Annotated in this window: 20 protein-coding genes; 10 read left to right on the plus strand and 10 right to left on the minus strand. The window is 56.8% G+C overall.

Annotated elements, in window-relative coordinates:
- Positions 1 to 207: 207 nt before the first annotated feature.
- A complete protein-coding gene (locus M9920_11660) occupies positions 208 to 1221 on the minus strand; it encodes an NAD(P)-dependent alcohol dehydrogenase (GenBank protein MCO5052946.1) in 1014 nt (337 codons plus the stop codon).
- Between the two features lie 84 nt (positions 1222 to 1305).
- Positions 1306 to 2202 carry a hypothetical protein gene (locus M9920_11665; protein ID MCO5052947.1) on the minus strand — a complete coding sequence of 299 codons (897 nt, stop codon included), beginning with the start codon at positions 2200 to 2202 and terminating at the stop codon, positions 1306 to 1308.
- A 319-nt stretch (positions 2203 to 2521) separates the two neighbouring features.
- Between M9920_11665 and hemG the strand changes: the two genes are divergently transcribed.
- The 6 genes from hemG (at position 2522) to M9920_11695 (ending at position 9987) form a co-directional block, all read left to right on the plus strand.
- Positions 2522 to 3940: a protoporphyrinogen oxidase gene (hemG, locus tag M9920_11670; GenBank protein MCO5052948.1), complete on the plus strand. Its 1419-nt coding sequence runs from the start codon at positions 2522 to 2524 to the stop codon at positions 3938 to 3940.
- 115 nt (positions 3941 to 4055) lie between these two features.
- A complete protein-coding gene (gene hemH / locus M9920_11675; protein ID MCO5052949.1) occupies positions 4056 to 5072 on the plus strand; it encodes a ferrochelatase in 1017 nt (338 codons plus the stop codon).
- On the plus strand, positions 5069 to 6181 hold the full coding sequence (gene hemE, locus M9920_11680; GenBank protein ID MCO5052950.1) for a uroporphyrinogen decarboxylase: 1113 nt from the start codon (positions 5069 to 5071) through the stop codon (positions 6179 to 6181). The genes hemH and hemE overlap by 4 nt, the downstream gene beginning before the upstream one ends.
- 71 nt (positions 6182 to 6252) lie before the next feature.
- Entirely contained in the window at positions 6253 to 7629 is a 1377-nt protein-coding gene (gene hemN, locus M9920_11685; protein ID MCO5052951.1) for an oxygen-independent coproporphyrinogen III oxidase, read from the plus strand.
- Positions 7630 to 8000: 371 nt separating this feature from the next.
- Complete coding sequence (locus M9920_11690) at positions 8001 to 8831, plus strand: prepilin-type N-terminal cleavage/methylation domain-containing protein (GenBank protein MCO5052952.1); 831 nt, start codon at positions 8001 to 8003, stop codon at positions 8829 to 8831.
- Between the two features lie 766 nt (positions 8832 to 9597).
- A complete protein-coding gene (locus M9920_11695; GenBank protein ID MCO5052953.1) occupies positions 9598 to 9987 on the plus strand; it encodes a hypothetical protein in 390 nt (129 codons plus the stop codon).
- Positions 9988 to 10282: 295 nt separating this feature from the next.
- On the opposite strand, the gene M9920_11700 is transcribed toward M9920_11695, so the two are convergent.
- From M9920_11700 to M9920_11720, 5 genes are all read right to left on the minus strand, one after another.
- Positions 10283 to 10894 (minus strand): hypothetical protein, encoded by a 612-nt coding sequence (locus tag M9920_11700; GenBank protein ID MCO5052954.1) that lies wholly within the window; start codon positions 10892 to 10894, stop codon positions 10283 to 10285.
- A complete protein-coding gene (locus M9920_11705) occupies positions 10842 to 12551 on the minus strand; it encodes a VWA domain-containing protein (GenBank protein MCO5052955.1) in 1710 nt (569 codons plus the stop codon). The genes M9920_11700 and M9920_11705 overlap by 53 nt, the downstream gene beginning before the upstream one ends.
- Before the next feature lie 103 nt (positions 12552 to 12654).
- Positions 12655 to 13656 carry a VWA domain-containing protein gene (locus M9920_11710; GenBank protein MCO5052956.1) on the minus strand — a complete coding sequence of 334 codons (1002 nt, stop codon included), beginning with the start codon at positions 13654 to 13656 and terminating at the stop codon, positions 12655 to 12657.
- The gene (locus tag M9920_11715) at positions 13653 to 14195 is read right to left on the minus strand and encodes a DUF4381 domain-containing protein (protein MCO5052957.1); all 543 of its coding nucleotides are present in this window, start codon (positions 14193 to 14195) and stop codon (positions 13653 to 13655) included. The genes M9920_11710 and M9920_11715 overlap by 4 nt, the downstream gene beginning before the upstream one ends.
- Positions 14192 to 15181: a DUF58 domain-containing protein gene (locus M9920_11720; protein ID MCO5052958.1), complete on the minus strand. Its 990-nt coding sequence runs from the start codon at positions 15179 to 15181 to the stop codon at positions 14192 to 14194. Before M9920_11720 ends, M9920_11715 begins: the two co-directional genes overlap by 4 nt.
- Before the next feature lie 96 nt (positions 15182 to 15277).
- Here M9920_11720 and M9920_11725 point away from each other — a divergent pair, with 96 nt between their 5' ends.
- Together M9920_11725 and M9920_11730 are read left to right on the plus strand one after the other, a co-directional pair.
- Complete coding sequence (locus M9920_11725) at positions 15278 to 15502, plus strand: addiction module protein (protein ID MCO5052959.1); 225 nt, start codon at positions 15278 to 15280, stop codon at positions 15500 to 15502.
- Entirely contained in the window at positions 15499 to 15801 is a 303-nt protein-coding gene (locus tag M9920_11730; GenBank protein ID MCO5052960.1) for a type II toxin-antitoxin system RelE/ParE family toxin, read from the plus strand. Before M9920_11725 ends, M9920_11730 begins: the two co-directional genes overlap by 4 nt.
- Positions 15802 to 15890: 89 nt before the next feature.
- Here the strand turns inward: M9920_11730 and M9920_11735 are convergent, their stop codons facing one another.
- The gene (locus M9920_11735) at positions 15891 to 16772 is read right to left on the minus strand and encodes a hypothetical protein (GenBank protein MCO5052961.1); all 882 of its coding nucleotides are present in this window, start codon (positions 16770 to 16772) and stop codon (positions 15891 to 15893) included.
- 130 nt (positions 16773 to 16902) lie between these two features.
- On the opposite strand from M9920_11735, the gene M9920_11740 reads away from it, so the two are divergent.
- Positions 16903 to 17142 (plus strand): DUF433 domain-containing protein, encoded by a 240-nt coding sequence (locus M9920_11740; GenBank protein ID MCO5052962.1) that lies wholly within the window; start codon positions 16903 to 16905, stop codon positions 17140 to 17142.
- The gene (locus tag M9920_11745) at positions 17139 to 17492 is read left to right on the plus strand and encodes a DUF5615 family PIN-like protein (protein ID MCO5052963.1); all 354 of its coding nucleotides are present in this window, start codon (positions 17139 to 17141) and stop codon (positions 17490 to 17492) included. The genes M9920_11740 and M9920_11745 overlap by 4 nt, the downstream gene beginning before the upstream one ends.
- Positions 17493 to 17496: 4 nt before the next feature.
- Here the strand turns inward: M9920_11745 and M9920_11750 are convergent, their stop codons facing one another.
- Positions 17497 to 17685 carry a hypothetical protein gene (locus M9920_11750; protein ID MCO5052964.1) on the minus strand — a complete coding sequence of 63 codons (189 nt, stop codon included), beginning with the start codon at positions 17683 to 17685 and terminating at the stop codon, positions 17497 to 17499.
- 90 nt (positions 17686 to 17775) lie between these two features.
- The gene (tnpA, locus tag M9920_11755) at positions 17776 to 18243 is read right to left on the minus strand and encodes an IS200/IS605 family transposase (GenBank protein MCO5052965.1); all 468 of its coding nucleotides are present in this window, start codon (positions 18241 to 18243) and stop codon (positions 17776 to 17778) included.
- Positions 18244 to 18258 lie beyond the last annotated feature (15 nt).

Below are 18258 nucleotides of genomic sequence, written 5' to 3' on the forward strand. Positions count from 1 at the left end.
CAATCCCGGCGCCGAATAGCAATGTTGATTTTGTCGCTCCTGATTTTTCATTCGCCCGCTGCCGCCGCTGGCGCAGAGTCGTCACCCATTCGGGTCACTCGGATTTCCAAATCGCCCATCGGGTGATGGTCAAGCAGTTGCCGGCGTTAAACGCTATTGGCAGATGCCCAGCGTGAAATTGGCCGGAAAATTGAAATCCATCTCCAATCACCATTCGATGCAAATTTTGCCGAAGTGGCGGGCGCTTTGCAGGTGCTTGAATCCCGCCACCAATTCTGTGGCCGGATAGACTTGATCCACAATCGGCATGGCGGAAATGACTTCCAGCGCTCGCACAAAGTTTTGTTGGTCCTGGCGGCTGCCGACAATGAGCGCCCCAATGCGTGCTTGTTTGAGCAAGGCCAGGATGACGGGCAGTTCGCCGCTCATCCCGGTCAATACGCCAATCAGCGCGATGTGTCCGCCGACCTTGACCGCCTGGAGCGATTGCGCCAACGTGGCCGGACCGCCGACTTCAATGACGTGATCCACACCCCGGTCGCCAGCCCAGGCAAAGGCTTTTTTGCCCCATTCCGGTTCCTGACGATAATTGATGGTAAAATCCGCACCCAGTTTTTTGGCGCGTTCAAGTTTTTGGTCGGAAGATGAGGTAACGATCACTCGTGCGCCCATGCCTTTGGCGATTTGTAGCGCCGCAATGGAAACGCCGCCCGTGCCTTGAGTGAGGACGGTTTCTCCCGCCCGTAATTTTCCGTCCACCACCAACGCGCGCCAGGCCGTGAGAGCGGAAGTGGTAATGGTGGCGGCTTGCAGATGGGACCAACCGCGCGGGGTATGAGTGAAGGCTGCGGTTGGACGCACGACGAATTCGGTGGCCATTCCATCCACGCCATCGCCCGGATTGTATTTGAAGCCGCCCACTTGCGGAGTTGGCGCGCCTGCCGGCCAAACCGGAAAAAACGTGGAGACGACGGAATCGCCCACTTGGAATTCGTTCACGTCCGAGCCAACCGCTTCCACCACACCCGCCCCATCGGAAAGCGGTATGCGTCCGGGTTCGGTGGGAATGCCGCCGTTGGCGACAAGCAGATCGTGGTAATTCAGCGAATTGGCTTTGATGGCCACACGGATTTCGCCCGGCCCCGGCGCACCCGGGTCAGCGGTTTCGTTGAGCGCCAGACGGTCGAGACCGCCGGGGGATAGAACTTGCCAGGTTTTCATAAGTTGTTGCGAATTTGTGATTTTGGCTTCGGTGACCCCAGGCGGGCAACAGTCCGGGTCCGGCCTGGCGCTGAGAGTTACGATTTATTCCGCGCCCGCCGGACCGATATATTCCCGGGCGATCACGAGATTGTCGAAGCAGACTACATTGGTCACGTTTTTTGTCCACATATCGGTGATGTAGGTTTCGAGCGTCAGCGCGTTGGCGTGCAGATCAGCCGCCTTGCGCCAATTGATTCCGCGCCAGTGGCCGACCAGTTGGCCTTCAATCCAGAACGCCTGTTCGCCGTCGGGTTGATCGGGCGTGTTTTCCTGAAGCATGAACTCGGCGCAAATCCAACGCGCTTTGGGAATGACCGGTTGGGATTCGACGGCAAACGAATTGCCCCAATACTTGCCGTCCCCGGAAATTTCCATCTCGTGCCAATAACTATAAAAATTCCATTTGCCGGGTGCCGGCCAGCGAGCCCAATTGCCCCACGGTTCGAGCGCGGTGGAGAAGCGGTCGTCGCCCTTCGGTTTCACGCCCGCGCCGCCGAAACCGCTCCAGCGCGCGCCGCCGTGCAAACCTTGATTGGCGCGCAACGTTACGAAGTGATGCACGTAATCGCAGTTCGGATCGAAGCGCGTATAAAATCGCACGAACACCCGAGGTGTAGGTTCGAACCATTGGGTTAACCCGTCACCGGTATTTTGGCCCAGGATGGCTTCGACACGCAGGCAACGCTGCCCCCCGAGTCGGTCGTCGCTCGGGACCAAGCTCAGCGCTTTTCCTTCCGTGCGTCCTTTCTCGTCCCAACGCGCGCCCAGTTCACCCTGCTCGAAATCGTCGGCAAAGATGACGGCGGGATGATTGGTGATTCCCGCGTCGGCCTTGAATTGAGCGGCAAAGCCGGAGCCTTGCGGCAACGCGCTTTGAGTCGCGAGATTGGGAAACCGTGGTTCGGCGGCGGTGATGGTTGCAAGAATCCCCAGCACCATTCCGAGGCCGAGTGACGCGGAGTTTGAGCGAGGTTTCGCCAAACGCTTGAACCGAACGCTAGGACTTAGCCGGACGGGGCAGTGACCGGTTGTCTGAGCGGTAAAATAGCTGGGAGAGTATTTCATGATGGCCGAGTAAATTGGTTCGCCTCGCGCACTCAATCTGCGTCCGACCGGGGTGCGCGGTTGCAAAGCGAGGGGATTCAAGCCGCGATAAAATGGAGGCGCAACAACAAAGTGGAGTGAAAGCGAAGTTAAATTATCGAGTCGTCAGACTCTGCGCTTGCCCCGGAGGAGAGGCTCTACCAGTTTGATGGTGATGAAGGCGGTGGCAATCATTGGCGGTGGAATCACAGGACTGACCGCCGCGTTTTATCTTCAGCGGCGCGGTTTTGACGTCACCGTTTATGAGGCTGGTGATCGCGTGGGCGGGGTCATTCGTTCGTTGCGCGCGGATGGATTTTTGGCGGAGTTTGGCCCGAATACCCTGCTGGAAACGACGCGGCAAATTTCCCAACTCATCCGGGATGCGGGGCTGCAAGCGCGACGACTGGATACCGATCCCAAGGCCCGGGCGCGTTACGTGGTTCGTAATGGCCGCCCGGTGCCGATGCCCCATTCGCCGCCCGGTTTTCTCACCACGAAATTATTCACCTGGAAAGCCAAGCTGGCGGCATTGCGTGAGCCGTTCGTGCCGCCCCGTCGCGATGGTGTGGAGGAAAGCATCGCGCAATTTGTGACGCGCCGCTTCAACCAGGAATTTCTTGATCACGCCGTGGATGCGCTGGTGGCCGGGGTGTATGCCGGTGATCCGTATCAACTCTCGGTTGCGCACGCTTTCCCCAAGCTCAAAGCACTGGAAGACAATTACGGTTCGATGATCAAGGGGCAGATTTTTGGCGCGCGCGAACGGAAACGTCGCGGCGAGGTGGCCAAGGATCGCGCCCCGAAATTTTCGTTTGATGAAGGGTTGCAGGTTTTACCGGATACCTTGGCCGAACATCTGGGCCGCGCGGTGCGGTTGAAAACCGCCGTGACCAAACTGGTCCGAACGGCGCAAGGCTGGACGGTTCATTTCCACACGACTCAAGGCGCGGTTACGGCCAACCACGACGCGGTGATATTTTGTGGAACGGCGACCAAACTGGCGGAGTTGCAATTGGAAGGCGAATCGAACCCGCCGACCGACGGCGCCAAACTCCCACCCGATTTGACGGCCTTCGCGGAAATTCATTATCCACCGGTGAGCAGCGTGGTCCTGGGTTTTCGGCGCGCGGACGTGGCGCATGATTGTTCCGGGTTCGGGATGTTGATTCCGAAGATTGAGGGCTTCAAAAGTCTGGGCACGATTTTTTCCTCATCGCTATTTCCCAATCGCGCTCCGAGCGGGCATCTGACGTTGACGACTTATGTGGGGGGCGCGCGGCACCCCGAGTCGGCCCAGTTTGCCGACGATGAGTTGGTGCAGTTGGTTTGCGATGATTTGCGGACGCTGCTGGGAGTGCGGGGCGAGCCGGTGTTCCGTCATGTGGCGCGGTATCCGCGAGCCATTCCGCAATACAACGTGGGGTACGGTCGGTTCAAGGAGCGGATGCAACAACTCGAACAACACTGGCCGGGATTCTTCCTCGCGGGCCACTATCGTGACGGCGTGTCTTTGAGCGACTCGATGCTCTCGGGAATTAGAATTTCCGAGCGGGTGGCAACCTGCGCTGCGTCGTTGTCTGGACTGATTTAACGCTGTCGCCCGCTGCTGATCTTCGTATCAGTTGTCATTCTCCCCGGCATAAACGCGACGGGCAGGTGTTTTCTAAGATGGCCACCGGGTTGGGTTCGGCTTACTCTTTCCGCGCATGAGCAAAGCCATTTTGCTGGCCAATCTCGGTTCGCCTGATTCTCCGTCCGTTCCGGACGTGCGCCGCTATTTGAATCAATTCCTGATGGATAAGCGGGTGATTGATGTTTCGTGGCCGCTGCGCCGCTGGATCGTAGGCATGATTTTAATCAAGCGTCCGGCGGAATCGGGGCACGCCTATCGGCAGATTTGGACCAAGGAAGGCTCGCCGCTCATCGTCATCAGTCAGCGGGTGCAGGCGGAATTACAAAAGCGTTTGCCGGTGCCGGTTGAATTGGCCATGCGCTACCAGAATCCTTCGATTGAATCCGCTGTGAAAAAACTGGTGGCGCGGGGAATTCAGGAAGCGCTGCTGATCCCGCTCTTTCCACACTATGCGATGTCGAGTTACGAAACCGCCGTGGTGCGGGCGCGCCAGGTGGCGGCGAAGCTCGCGCCGAATTTGAAGCTCGCCGTGCAACCGCCGTATTATGACGCGCCGGATTACATCAGCGCCTTGGTGGCCAGCGCGCGGGAATTTCTGCAAACGAACTACGACCATCTCTTGTTCAGTTTTCATGGCATTCCCGAACGGCACGTGCATAAAGCCGATCCGACCGGCTGCCATTGTTTGCGAGTCGAGAATTGCTGCGAGGTTGCCAGTCCGGCGCACGCGACGTGCTATCGGGCGCAATGTTTGGCGACGACACGCGCCTTTGTGCAACAGGCCGGTGTGCCGGCGGGAAAGTATTCGGTAGCGTTTCAGTCCCGACTTGGCAAAGCCCCCTGGCTGCAACCATACACGGATCGGGAACTCGTCCGTCTCGCCCGGGAAGGTCGCAAGCGTCTGTTGGTGATTTGTCCGGCGTTCGCAGCGGATTGTTTGGAGACGCTCGAGGAAATCGGTTTGCGCGGGCAGGCGGATTTCAAGGCGGCGGGCGGGCAGGAATTTACGCGCATTCCCTGTCTCAACGAGCATCCGCAGTGGATCATTGCGCTTGAACACATGGCCAACGCTTTTCTGCAAAAATCGTGAACGCGCCGCTGACGGCGCGGCAGCGCTTCATCAATGCCTGTCGGTGTCGGCCGAACGACCGGCCACCGGTCTGGTTGATGCGCCAAGCTGGCCGTGTGTTGCCGGAATACCGCGCTTTGAAGCAGACCTACACGTTTGTCGAGCTGGTGCAAAATCCCGAGTTGGCGGTGGAAGTCACGCTGCAACCGGTGCGGCGTTTTGGGTTCGATGCGGCCATTTTGTTCAGTGACATCCTCGTGATTCCGGAAGCGCTGGGGCAGCGGTATTACTTCAAGGAAACCGGCGGCGTGCAGATGGATTTTGCGGTCACGAGTCGTGCCGATATTGAAAAACTTTCCGTCGCCGCCGTGGGCGAACGCTTGAGCTACGTGGAGCGGGCGTTGCGAGCGTTGCGGCAGGAACTGGGCGATCAAACCGCGTTGATCGGTTTCAGCGGTTCGCCGTGGACGCTGGCCACCTTCATGATGGAAGGCGCGAGCGTGCCGAAATACAGTCGCGCCCTGGCGCTATTTCGTGAAGACCCGAAAACTTATTTTTTACTGGCGGAAAAATTGACGGAGGCCATCAGCGCGTATTTGAAAATGCAAGCGGCGACGGGAGTGGACGCGTTGCAGATTTTTGACAGCCACGGCGGCCATCTGGCGGCGTCCGAATTTTCAGAAGCCAGCGGACGTTGGATCAGTGAAATCATCGCCCGACTGGGCGAAACCTCCACGCCAAAAGTCGGGGCAGGGGAGAGATCCGCCGCGACAGCGGAAAATCACGTTGCCCCGGCGGTGATTGTGTTTTCGCTCGGCGCGCACGGGAACTGGCCGGAGTTGACGGCGAGTGGGGCGAATGTGATTGGCGTGGACTGGCAAACTGAGTTGGCGGTTGCGCGTCAAACCATTCCCGCTCACATTGGCATTCAGGGAAATTTGCGACCGCAGTTGTTGGTGGAGGCCGATCCCGAAGCGGTGCGCCACGAGACGTTGCGGATTTTGGAAACCATGCATGGGCGGCCCGGGCACATTTTCAATCTGGGTCATGGTTTGACGCCCGGCGCCCGGCTGGAGAACATTCAAGCGCTGGTGGACACCGTAAAGCAATTTCGCGCCGACGCACCTTGACCTCGTCGTCGTGATTCGCGCGGATTGGATTTCGCTGGTGCGGCCGGGTCGGACGGATTGAGAACTGATTGATGAACATACTAAACGTAGATTTGGATTTGGTGCGGAAGTATAACGTGGCGGGGCCGCGTTATACGAGCTATCCGCCCGCCACCAAGTTCGTGGACACCATTTCGTGGGAGCAACTGGCGGAAAAAATTGCGGTGAACAACCAGACGCCGCGGGACCTGTCCATCTATTTTCATATTCCGTTTTGCGAGACGCGCTGCTGGTTTTGCGCCTGCACCAAAGTCATCACGCTGAACCACGGTCAGGGGACCGATTATCTGGATTATCTCGAACGCGAGGTGGCCCGGATGAAAACGCTGTTGCATCCGCAACGGCGGGTGGCGCAGTTGCACTTTGGCGGCGGCACGCCCACGTTCCTGCGCCCGGATGAATTACGCCGCCTCGGCGACATCATCCACAAACATTTCACCTTCGCGGCGGATATCGAAGCGAGCGTGGAAATTGATCCGCGCCGGCTGACGCGGGATCATCTGGTGGCGTTGCGGGAGGTTGGTTTCAACCGCGCCTCGATGGGCGTGCAGGATTTTAATCCCGAGGTGCAGCAGGCCGTGCATCGCATTCAACCGCGCGAGATGACGCAGCAGGCTTTGGATTGGTTGCGCGAACTCGGTTATACTTCGATCAATCTCGATTTGATCTACGGATTGCCATTCCAGACGCGGGAATCGTTCAACGAAACGCTGGACATTGTGCTCGGCATGAAACCGGACCGGCTCGCGGTGTTCAGCTACGCGCACGTGCCGTGGATCAAGCCCGCGCAGAAAATTCTGGAGGATAAAATCCTGCCGTCGCCCGAAACCAAGCTGGCCATCCTCAAGCTCGTGATCGAACGGCTGACGGCGGATAATCAATACGTCTATATCGGCATGGATCATTTTGCCCGGCCCACGGATGAACTGACCATTGCGCAACGTCGGAAACAATTGCAGCGCAACTTCCAGGGCTACAGCACGCGGGCCGGAGCGGATATTTACGCGTTCGGCATGTCGGGCGTGTCGCAAACGCCCGAGGCCTATTGGCAGAATGAAAAGGAGCTGCCGCAATATCAGCAAGTGGTGGCGGCGGGACGCGTGCCGTTGCACAAGGCTTACTTTGTCACTGAAGAGGATAAAATCCGCCGCGAAACCATCATGCGCGTGATGTGCGATTTGTCGCTTGATTTCGCGAATATGTCGCGGCAGTTGAACCTCAACTTCGAGCAACACTTCGCCAACGAACTGGCCGCGCTGGCGCCTTACGAAGCGGATGGTTTGGTGCGCCGGACGCCGACTGGCGTGGAAGTGACGGATGCCGGACGACTCTTCATTCGCAACATCGCGATGTGTTTTGACAACACCCTTGCGCCTGTCGCCGAGCGCCGTCACTCGAAAACAGTTTAGAAGATTTGCGGCATTGCGGTGGGTTGTCAGAGCGTTGCGTAACGTCCGATCGGACCAATTCAACCGGCTCACGGCTTTCTCGACCGATGCCCGCGCCCTCTTTTGCGAGCAGAGCATCGCAAGCGGAGAATTGAGATAATTTGCTTCCACGGGATCATTCATTTTGTCTGCGTGCAACTCACGCAAAGTGCGCGAAGTTCCCGCGTGAATTTGATCGTGCCGCCGCGATTCACTCGGTTTTCATCGAGAAATTGAGTTGGTATTGACCGTGCTAAATAAAAATCGAAAACGGGTTTGACTGGTGGTGCAAGTTTTATAGAGTGCATCCACTGTTTGACCAAAAAACAAAAAAACCAAACGAACAAACAACAATGAAACAACTACGTAAACAATCCCGAGCGTTCACGCTCATCGAGTTGCTCGTCGTGATTGCGATTATCGCGATCCTGGCGGCCATGCTCTTGCCGGCACTCGCCAAGGCCAAAGCCAAGGCGCAACGTATCTCCTGCACCAACAATCTGAAACAGGTCGGTCTGGCCTTCCGGATTTGGGCGGGTGACAACAACGATCAAAACCCCATGAGCGTCCCGCGGGCCAGCGGTGGTGCTGCCGAAGCGGTCGGAACCGTGGCGGCGTTACCTTGGAAGACTGCCACCGTGCCCAATCAAGGTGGCGTCTGGCAGATGTTCCTGGTCATGTCCAACGAGTTGAATACTCCCAAGATTCTGAACTGCCCGTCGGACAATGCGCCGTCACATAACGCCACGTTGGCGGGGCAGGGGAACCACATGCAGGCCACGGTTTTTGGTCCGACGTTGACTGGAACGGGTGCGGCTCAAGGCTTCGAGAACGATCAATATGCCAGCTACTTTGTGGGCGTGGATGCGATTGATACCGCTCCCGGCATGTTTCTGACCGGTGATCACAACCTGGGAACTGGTGCTAATCAGATTACAAAGACGCCTCAGTTCGTCAGCGCTGGTACCAATAACAATTGGGCGGCAACCACGATCGGCTATCAGGACAACGTACACTCGAAGGCGGGCAACGTTGGTCTGGCTGACGGCAGTGTGCAAGGCTTCAGCACCACGGCATTCCGCCAAGGACTGAACAACACCAGCGATAGCGGTCGTACTCCAGGAGTGTTCGCGTTGGCCGCAGGCTCTCAAGGGCCGGGCGTGAATCGCTTGCAGTTCCCGTAAATCGAAATCGGACATTTTTCAGCCACGGCATTCGCAAGAATGCCGTGGTTTTTTTATGATCAACCTTCGACGTTGGGATGGATTTTCAACTGGTCGAATTCATCCAGAGCGTTTCAAATATGGTTGCGGTCCCCGTGAGGCGGCGGACTAAACTTTTAGCCACGAGGCGGCATCCAACTGCCGTTCGTCATTGATTGGAGGCGAGCCTCCGTGCGGCAGCGTCTTGGACTGGCAGTCGTCTTCTACCGCTTATAGCGGTTTGATTAAAGTTGTAGCCGTGGCGCCGAACGAGTGTAACCCCATGAAGGTGGGGTCCGGATGGGGAATGGCGCCTCTGTCCGCGAGGTTTTGGACTGCGGCAGGCTTCTGCCGCTCCTACGGAGCTTGTGATTTGTTGCGGGTGAGTTTCCACACAGATGCCGCGCCGCTGGCGCTGGGAACGGAGCGCGGGCGGTCCCGCGCCCGCAGCGCTGCGCCAGACCAAAAGGCGTTGATTGATCCGCAAAGCCGAGCTTCCGGTTCACGCGCTGCGGACGGAGACCGTCCGCGCTCCGGGAACACCTCGGTCTTTATTCCGCTGCCAATGGTTCCCCGGAGCGAGCTGGCGGTTGACCACATCACCGGTCGCGCCGGTGCTTGTCCCGAACCCAGGGCGGTTGTCCGTTTGACCCCAACGCTTGGCTTGAGGTTGGGAGGCCCGCTGCTATAAACGAAAAAATCAAGCGGCCACGGCTTTATTTAATCCGCTCTAATTAAAGTTGTAGCCGTGGCACCGAACGAGTGTAACCCCATGAAGGTGGGGTCCGGATGGGGAATGGCGATTCTGTCCGCGAGGTTTTGGACTGCGGCAGGCTTCTGCCGCTCCTACGGAGCTTGTGATTTGTTGCGGGTGAGTTTCCACACGTATGCCGCGCCGCTGGCGCTGGGAGCGGAGTGCGGGCGGTCCCGCGCCCGCAGCGCGGCGCCAGACCAGAAGGCGTTGATTGAACCGCAAGCCGAGCTTCCGGTTCACGCGCTGCGGACGGAGACCGTCCGCGCTCCGGGAACGCCTCGGACTTTATTCCGCTGCCAATGGTTCCCCGGAGCGAGCTGGCGGTTGACCACATTACCGGTCGCGCCGGTGCTCGTCTCGAACCAAGGGCGGTCGTCCGTTTGACCCCAACGCATGGCTTGAGGTTGGAAGGCCCGCTGCGTCATGTCGGCGGCTATAGGAATACTTAAAGTGCCCTAGCTGGAACGATTCGGTTGGAGTTTGGGTGGAACGGGCCACTGGCCCGTTCTGTCGGGCTACCAGCCCGATGGCTGAACGCAAAGCGTGCGAGCCCAATGGGGTGCGATCTCCGTGCGCTCGGCTGGGCGGCAGGTTGCCGCTCAGAACGGCCAAGTTGGCGGTTCCACCCGGATCAACTGCATCCTTCCGGCTTCGGACGGCTCCGAAATCGCCCGTCGGTTCACCAATCTTTCAGCGGTTTATTGCGATTCTTGGGTTCGCCTTGCGGTTGGAAGAGGAGCAGTTGTTCGTCACCCTTTTGCGCGTTGAGTAATTGCTTCGCCTCTTCCGGCGTCATCTTGTGCGCTTCCATGGGGTTGGCTTCCTGATCCTGGTTGCCGTCTTGAGGCTGCTTTTCAGATTTGTTTTGTCGCTGATCTTGCGGAGTCGGATTTTGGTCTTTTGACGGGTCCGGCTTTTTCTCGTCCGGCGACTGCGATGAATCGTTCTTCTCGTCCTGGTTTTTCTGGTCCTTGGATGGATTCGGCTTTTGATTCTGTTGCTGCTGCTCCTGCTGTTGCTGGTCCTGGTTGGATTGGTCTTGCTGATTCTGCTGATTTTGTTGTTGGAGCAGTTCGTAGAGCTTCTGCAACTTCGCGTCATCGGGAAACTGTTGCAGGCCGTTGGTGACCACTTCGAGCGCCGCGGGGACGTTGTTCGATAAATACCATTGCGCGCCGCCGTGGAAAAAATTATCGGCGTTCTTTGCGGGAACATTCGTTCCGGACCAGACCCCGAGGCTAAATCCGAGGAGCAGGCGGAACGGTTTCGGGATGCGGATGGGCGATTTCATTGATTTGCTTCAACTTTTCGGTAAAGGCTTCAAACGGCTGGGCGACGATCGGCGCCTGCTGTTTCAGTTGCTCCATGATTTGCAGCGCTTGGGCGTAGTTCCGCTGGCGTGTGGCGGCGTCGGCAGCAGCCTTGGCCTGTTGCGCCAGTTCGCGCAGGGCGGCAATTTGTTTCAAACGATCTTCCACCAAGGCCAGATTGAAAGCCGCGTCCGCATCCGTTTTTTCCAAGGCGAGCGCATGTTGATACTGTTGGGCCGCATCCTTCCAGGCGGTCTCCAATTTATCCAGGTCCTGCGCCTGTTGACCAAGGCGGTAATGCACGTTGCCCAAATTGTAGTAGGCTTTGGCCTGCAATTTCACGTCGCGCGCCGTCAGCACCGCGTTGAAATGTTGCAAGGCGGCGGGGTAATTCGTGGCTTGATAGGCGGCGGCGCCGGCGTTGAAATCCAGGCGCGGGTCCGCTGGTTTTTGCTCTTTGGCGGCAATGCTGATCAATCGCTCGTACTCGGTCAGCGCGTTGGTGAAATTGCCGTTCCGATAATCCTTGAAAGCGGTTGCGGGCGTGGCCCGGACGGAAGCGGTCGCAAAAGCCATCGCGAGCATTGCGGTCAATAAAACGATGGTTGCGGCTCGCGCAGTGAACGCACTGGAAGTTTTGGTGCGGCGGTAATCGGGCAGCAGCACTTCGAGGAGCAGCAGCAGGACGGCGGCGGCGAGCGGCCAGTAATAACGATCGCGCATTTCTTTCACCAGTTTTTCCTGTCCCTCCGATTTAGGCAGCGGTGCCAGGCCTTTTTCATAAAGGGTGTCAATCGTCTTTGCGCCGCGCAACGGCAGATAGAAGCCGCCCGAAGTGGCGCCGGCGATTTGTTGCAGCAGGGTTTCATTCAACCGGGATTTGACCACATTGCCTTGATCGTCGCGGATATAGTCGGTGTTGCCTTTGGCGTCCTTGAAGCGCAGCAATTCGCCCTCGGCGGTGCCGATGCCGATTGTGAAAATTTTCATTCCGGCTTTGGCCGCCGCGCGCGCCGCTTCGAGCGCATTTTCGTCGTTGTCCTCGCCGTCGGTGAACAGGACCAGGACTTTGAAATTGTCGCCTTCCTTGAAGGCGGTGAGCGCGATGTTGATGGCTTCGGCCAGGGCGGTGCCGCCTTGCGGAATAATGTTCACGTCCAGCGCTTCCACACTTTGACGAAACGCATTATCGTCAATGGTCAGCGGGCATTGCAGAAAGGCGCCGCCGGCAAACGCCACCAGTCCCAGCCGATCCGCCCGGGCTTGTTGCATCAGGTCCAGCGCGGCCAGCTTGGCGCGTTGCAATCGGTTGGGCGCAATGTCCTCGGCCAGCATGGATTTGGAGGTGTCAATGGCCACGACGATATCGAGTCCCTTCTGCTTCGATTCTTCCCAGGTGAAACCCCATTGCGGGCGGGCCAGGGCGACGATCAGCAGAATGATGGCGCTGATGATCAGAGCGAAGCGCAGTTTTTGGCGTTCGGGCGAAACTCCGGAAGTCAGTCCGGAAAGCAGTCGTGCCTGGATGAATTGGGTCATTAACCGCCGCCGTTCGCGCAGCGCCCACCAGAAAAACGCCACCAAAGCTGGCAAGATTATCATCAGCACCCACAACACTTGTTTATTGGCGAAAGTCATATTGGGTCGTTACAACGTTGAAATGTTACAGTGTTACAACGGATGAGATCGTCACCGCTCGCGGTGTGTTGTAACGATTTAACGCGGTAACCTTGTAACGTTTTCATGGCAGCCTCCTCAACACGGTTTGTCCCATCGCCAATTCCGCTGTCAGCAGCACGATGCCCGCGGCGATGAGCCAGGGGAACAGTTCCGTGTGTCGCGCAAATTTTTTCACGTCGGCCTCGGTCTTTTCCAGTTTATCAATTTCCGAATAAATGGCGGCGAATTTTTCCGCGTTGTCGGCGCGATAGTATTTGCCGCCGGTCAGGTCGGAAATTTTTTGCAAGGTTTCTTCGTCAATATCCACTGGCACCATCTGGTAAACGCGCCGGCCAAAAAAATCCGTGGTCGGCATGGGCGCCTGGCCTTCGGTGCCAACGCCGATGGTGTACACTTTCACGCCGAGCGCCTGTGCCGCTTCCGCCGCCGTGAGCGGGGGAATTTTGCCGGCGTTGTTTTGGCCGTCGGTCATCAGGATGACGATTTTGCTCTTGGATTTAAGCTCGCGCAGTTGGTTGACGGAGGCGCTTAGCGCCGAGCCAATGGCGGTTTGGTTTCCGTTGATCGTATTGAGGTCCAGCCGATCCAGGTTTTTGAGCAGGAAGTCGTGATCCAGGGTGATGGGCGCGGCGATGTAAGCCTGGGTGGCAAACGCAACCAACCCGATGCGGTCATTGGGGCGTTTGGCGATGAACTTTTCCAAAACGGCGCGCGCCATCGCCACGCGGTTCAAGCGCTGGCCGCGGATTTCAAAATCTTCCGCCGCCATGCTGCCGGAGAGATCAAAGGCCACCACGATGTCCACGCCGCTGGCGGTTACTTTTGTGGTGTCAAACTTGGTCAGCCGGGGTTGCGCCAGCGCAACGATGAACAGAGCCAGCGTCAGCCAGCGCAGCGTGAGCAGCAGGTTGCCCGCGCTCGATTTCGTAATGCTTTGCATGCCGCGCAGCAGTTGCACGGAAGAATAAATGAAAGCGGCCGGTCGGCCTCGCCGTCCTTTCAGCCAGGCGGCCAAAGGCAGCAGCAACAGCAGGAGCAGAAGGTATGGGTGTCCAAAGGTCATGGAGTGGAATTGTCTGCCGTGGTCGCGGGTTCGGTTTCCGCCACGAGTTGCACGGCCGACGTGTGCAGACCGCGCAACTCCGGTTCGCCCGGCTCGTATTTGGCGAACTTGACGAGATCACAATTCGTCAGGAAATGCCCCAGACCGTCCTTTTGCGTTTCCGTCAAGCGATCGGTCCGTTGCAGGTCGTTCAGAAATTCTTCCGTCGTGCGTTCGGGAGCGTGAAAATCGAAGCGTTCCTCGAGGTACAATCGCAGCGTATCCGAAACCGCCGTGACGAAGGGTTTAGGTTGTCCGATCAGCGCCAACGCGTCCTGCAGCTTTTGCCGGGCGCGCAGGTGCGCGGGAATGACGGGGATGACAATTGGCGCTTGGGCACGTTTGCGCCACCAGGACCAGCAAAACGCGAGTAGCGCCACAATTACCAAGGCGGCCAGCGCCCACCAAAGCCATTCCCAACCGCTTGGAATTTCCACGGGCGGCACCAGGTCCCGAATGTCCGTAACGTTGGTGATGGTGGCAGTCGAGTTGGTCATCATCCGCGTGACCTCCGTTTTTCGCGGGTTTCAAAAAACTTCGCCAACGCGGCGCCGTAGGGCTGATCGGTATGCAGATGAATGGAATCAATTCCCGCGGACCGAAACAGGCGTTCGGTTTCCGCCTGCGCCTTGGCCTGGCACAGAGCGAATGCATCGCGGCGCCGCGCGTCGCCCGTGTTGATTTCCACAATTTCGCCGGTTTCCGCGTCGCGCAAAACCAATCGCCCCAGCGCGGGCAGTTCCAGTTCAAAGCGATCCGTAATCTGCACGGCCACGACGTCGTGCCGTCGGTTCACCTGGCGCAACTTCGTGAACGAGGCTTGCGCGAGCGATTCGAGCAGCATCATCTGCGGACGCAGTCGCGTGGAAGCGCCGCGTCTGGCCAAAGGATTGTTCCGCGATGAGGGCGTCGTCACTACCGCCGGCGACCCGATAAAATCCGAGACGATCACCGTGACCGCTTTGCGCGATTGAATTCGCAGCAAAAATTCCAGCGCACGATTCAAATCCGTGCCGGACCGTTTCGGCGTGAAAAATAGAACTTCGCGAATGACCCGCAGAACGTGACTGCGACCCTTGCGCGGCGGAATGAACTTTTCCACTTCGTCACTGAAGAGGATCAGCCCCACCTTGTCGTTGTTGCGGATGGCGGAGAAGGCGAGCACCGAGGCGATTTCCGCCGCCAGCTCGCGCTTGGATTGATTTCGGGAGCCAAAGCGACCGGAGCCGCTCACGTCCACGACGAGCATGAGCGTGAGTTCGCGTTCCTCGACGAATTTTTTGATGAACGGATGATTCATGCGCGCGGTGACGTTCCAGTCAATGGCGCGCACGTCGTCGCCGGGCTGGTATTCGCGGACCTCGTCGAAGTTCATGCCCTGACCCTTGAAGACGCTCTGGTACTGGCCCGCCAAAGTTTCGGTGATGATCCGGTTGGTGCGAATCTCGATCTGCCGGATTTTTTTGAGCATCTCGCGGGGGATCATGCGGCGGAAAACGATGAATGATGAAGGGTGAATGACGAATCCGCGCGGCGGAATAAGTCGGCTTGCGCCGAAAAATCGAAGGTGTAGATTGCCGCCATGAGCGCAATCGAAGTCGTTGAACAATTCCGCAAGCTTCCCGCTGCGGAGCAACACAAGGCTTTTGCGGAAATCCGCGAAGCGATTGAAGTTGCCGACGCCCTCACCCCGGAACAGGTCGCCGAACTGGATCGTCGCCTTGCTGAATTTGAAAAAAATCCCCGCGAAGGAATCCCGTGGGAACAGGTCGAAGCCGATCTCAACAAACGCTTCGGCTGGCGATGAGCCTGCCGGTCATCTTCAAAGCGGCGGCGCGCTTGGAATTTGAAGAAGCGGTTGCGTGGTATGAAAAGGAGCGCCCCGGTCTCGGGCGCGAATTCAAGTTGGAAGTAAAACTGGCCCTCAAGCGGGCATTGGCCCAGCCGGGACATTTTCAAAGAGTTCGCGGTCGGGCGCAAAAAATCCGGCTGCGCCGATTCAAGCAATACGCCATCTACTTCGCGATCAAGGACGATGTGTTTGCCGTGCTTTCGGTTTTCCACGCTTCGCGAAACCCGCAGATTCTGGAACAACGGTTGCAATGACGCGCCCGCGAGCGATTCGGTCGCGATGCGGTTCGTGCGCAGCTCGATCGGTCGGATCTTTTTGAGTATTTCGCGGAGGATCATACGAATCAATTCTCTTTAATGCCAGATTCGTTTACCATCGAATCGTTAATCGCTAGAGCAAACCAACTCTCTTCAGGGTTCGCTTCGTTTCCAACCAAAAGAGTTGGCAGGCCGTTTTCAAATTGAGCTGTTGCACGATGTAACATTGTTTGTCTAATCGCACCCATTTCGTTCATTTTCGATAAAGTGCTCGCGAGTCGCAATCCGCATCTAGTCACATCAACTCGATCTATTAAATCAGCCTGAAGCTTCTGCCACCATTCGTAGTTAGGGGTAAGCTTTCTTCGGATTTTCGCATTCGCAAATTTGAGGCCGATCCCGATCTTATAAAACTCATCTTTGCCAAATCGGTTTTGGGTAGCGAAGAATTCAGCACGTCCAGTAAACTCGCAAGCATGAAGCGACTTCAAAACGCAATCTGCCACCACCGCTCCGTAGTCTGATGCTTCTGGTGTGAGCTCGAACGTGAACGTGTAGCCGAAATGTTCGTCTAGCAGCGGCACAAGCAAATTCAGCCAGTCTCTTAATAGGCGGCGCAGATGGCGCAAATCTTTGTAGCAGTGATGGCGAAAATGTCGGTAATTGAAAGGAATTTCGTGTCCATGACGAAGCAAGATAGTTTTTTCTGGCGCTCTTCTTATCCCGTGGCAATAGCCGATCTCGTAGGCAACGCTCAGAGAATCACCTGTATCGTCAATAACTACCAACGGAGATTTTTCCAAGTAGTTGCATACTTCATCAACTACTGGGCCAGACGATCTAATCTGATCGGCTCTGATCGGGGAAAATCCGGCTTCCTTCAGTATTTCACTAATCGCCAAATACCGTTTATCCTTCCAATGATCGCCATCAAATTTCATTGCGACGAAGGCGGTGTTCTTTTTCATGCCAGAAATTCAATAACGCATCTTTTTATAACTCAGGCAGTTCATCAAAAATTTTCTGGATGACGGTTTCGCGGGTCTTTTCCTCGGCTTCGCGCTTGCGGCGGGAAACGGTCGGTGTAACCTTCGGGGCATGTCGAGCGAACCATTGCTCTCGCGCATTACGGTGGATCCAAACATCTGCCACGGGAAGCCCTGTATTCGCGGGTTGCGTTATCCGGTGGAATTTCTGCTGGAATTGTTGAGCGGCGACATGACCGAGCCGCAGATTCTGGCGGATTATCCCGACCTTGAAGCGGCTGATTTGCGCGCCGCCATCGCTTACGCCGCGCGCTTGAGCCGCATTAAAAGCGTCGAATCCATGACGGCATGAAATTCGTCGTGGACGCGCAACTGCCGCGCCGGCTTGCGCGCGAGTTGACCGTCTCCGGCCATGACGCCATTCACACCTTGGAGTTGCCCGCTGCAAACCGGACGCAGGATAACGACATTGTTGCGCTGGCGATGCGAGAAAGTCGCATCGTCGTGACGAAGGACAATGATTTTGTGATTTCATTTCTCCTGCGCGGGTTGCCGCCGAAATTGCTTTTGATTTCGACCGGCAACATTTCAAACCATGATTTGTCCAGATTGCTTGCATCTAATTTAACGGCTTTGGAAAATGCTTTCAGCAAAAGCGATTTCGTTGAATTGGGTGTTTCGACAATGACCGTTCACGCGTAATTTTTCACGGCGCAGGCAGTTCATCATAATTTTTCTGGATGACGGTTTCGCCGCTCACCTGTGCGCGGCCAATCCCAAGCGCCGTAGGCGCGACATCTTTGTAGAAACCAGCCCCAAGCAAATTCAAGCCCCGTAGGGGCGGCATATTCTGGCTGTTAATTTTCATTTGTTTTGAAAAATTGGTTTTGCTCATCGTCCGCGTTAAAATCTGTTTTATTTCAATATGTCACTCCTGCGGAGCTTAAAATCTTTCTCGCTTCATTGTTCTACAAATATTTCGCACCTACGGTGCTCGGTTAGTTTTGAAAATGTATTTCTGGTCGTATTCCACGCCGAACCTTTCCAACAACTCCACGTATTCATCCCGGAACGATTGCTTGGCGTGGTGCTTTTGCTGGTCCTGAATATAATGAATCACCATGTCAAGTTGCGAGCGGGCATGTGAGAACGCGCCAAAACCTTCCTGCCATGAAAACCGGCCCATTACCCAATGCTTCTCATTGATGAATTTGGACGCGCCGGCCTTCACATCGCGCACCAAATCAGACAACGCCGCGTCGGGGCGCAAACCGATGAGCATGTGCAGGTGGTCAGGCATGTTGTTTATCGCAATCAATTTGTGTTTCTGCGCGGTAACGATGCCAGTGATGTATTTTTGTAATTCGCCGTTGTGTTCGGGAGCGATCAGGTTTTGACGGCCTTCGACGGCAAACACGATGTGGATGTAAATTTGCGTGTAGGTGTTTGCCATTTGGGTTTCGCGATA

Source organism: Verrucomicrobiia bacterium, assembly GCA_023953615.1.
Lineage (GTDB): Bacteria > Verrucomicrobiota > Verrucomicrobiia > Limisphaerales > JADLHS01 > JADLHS01.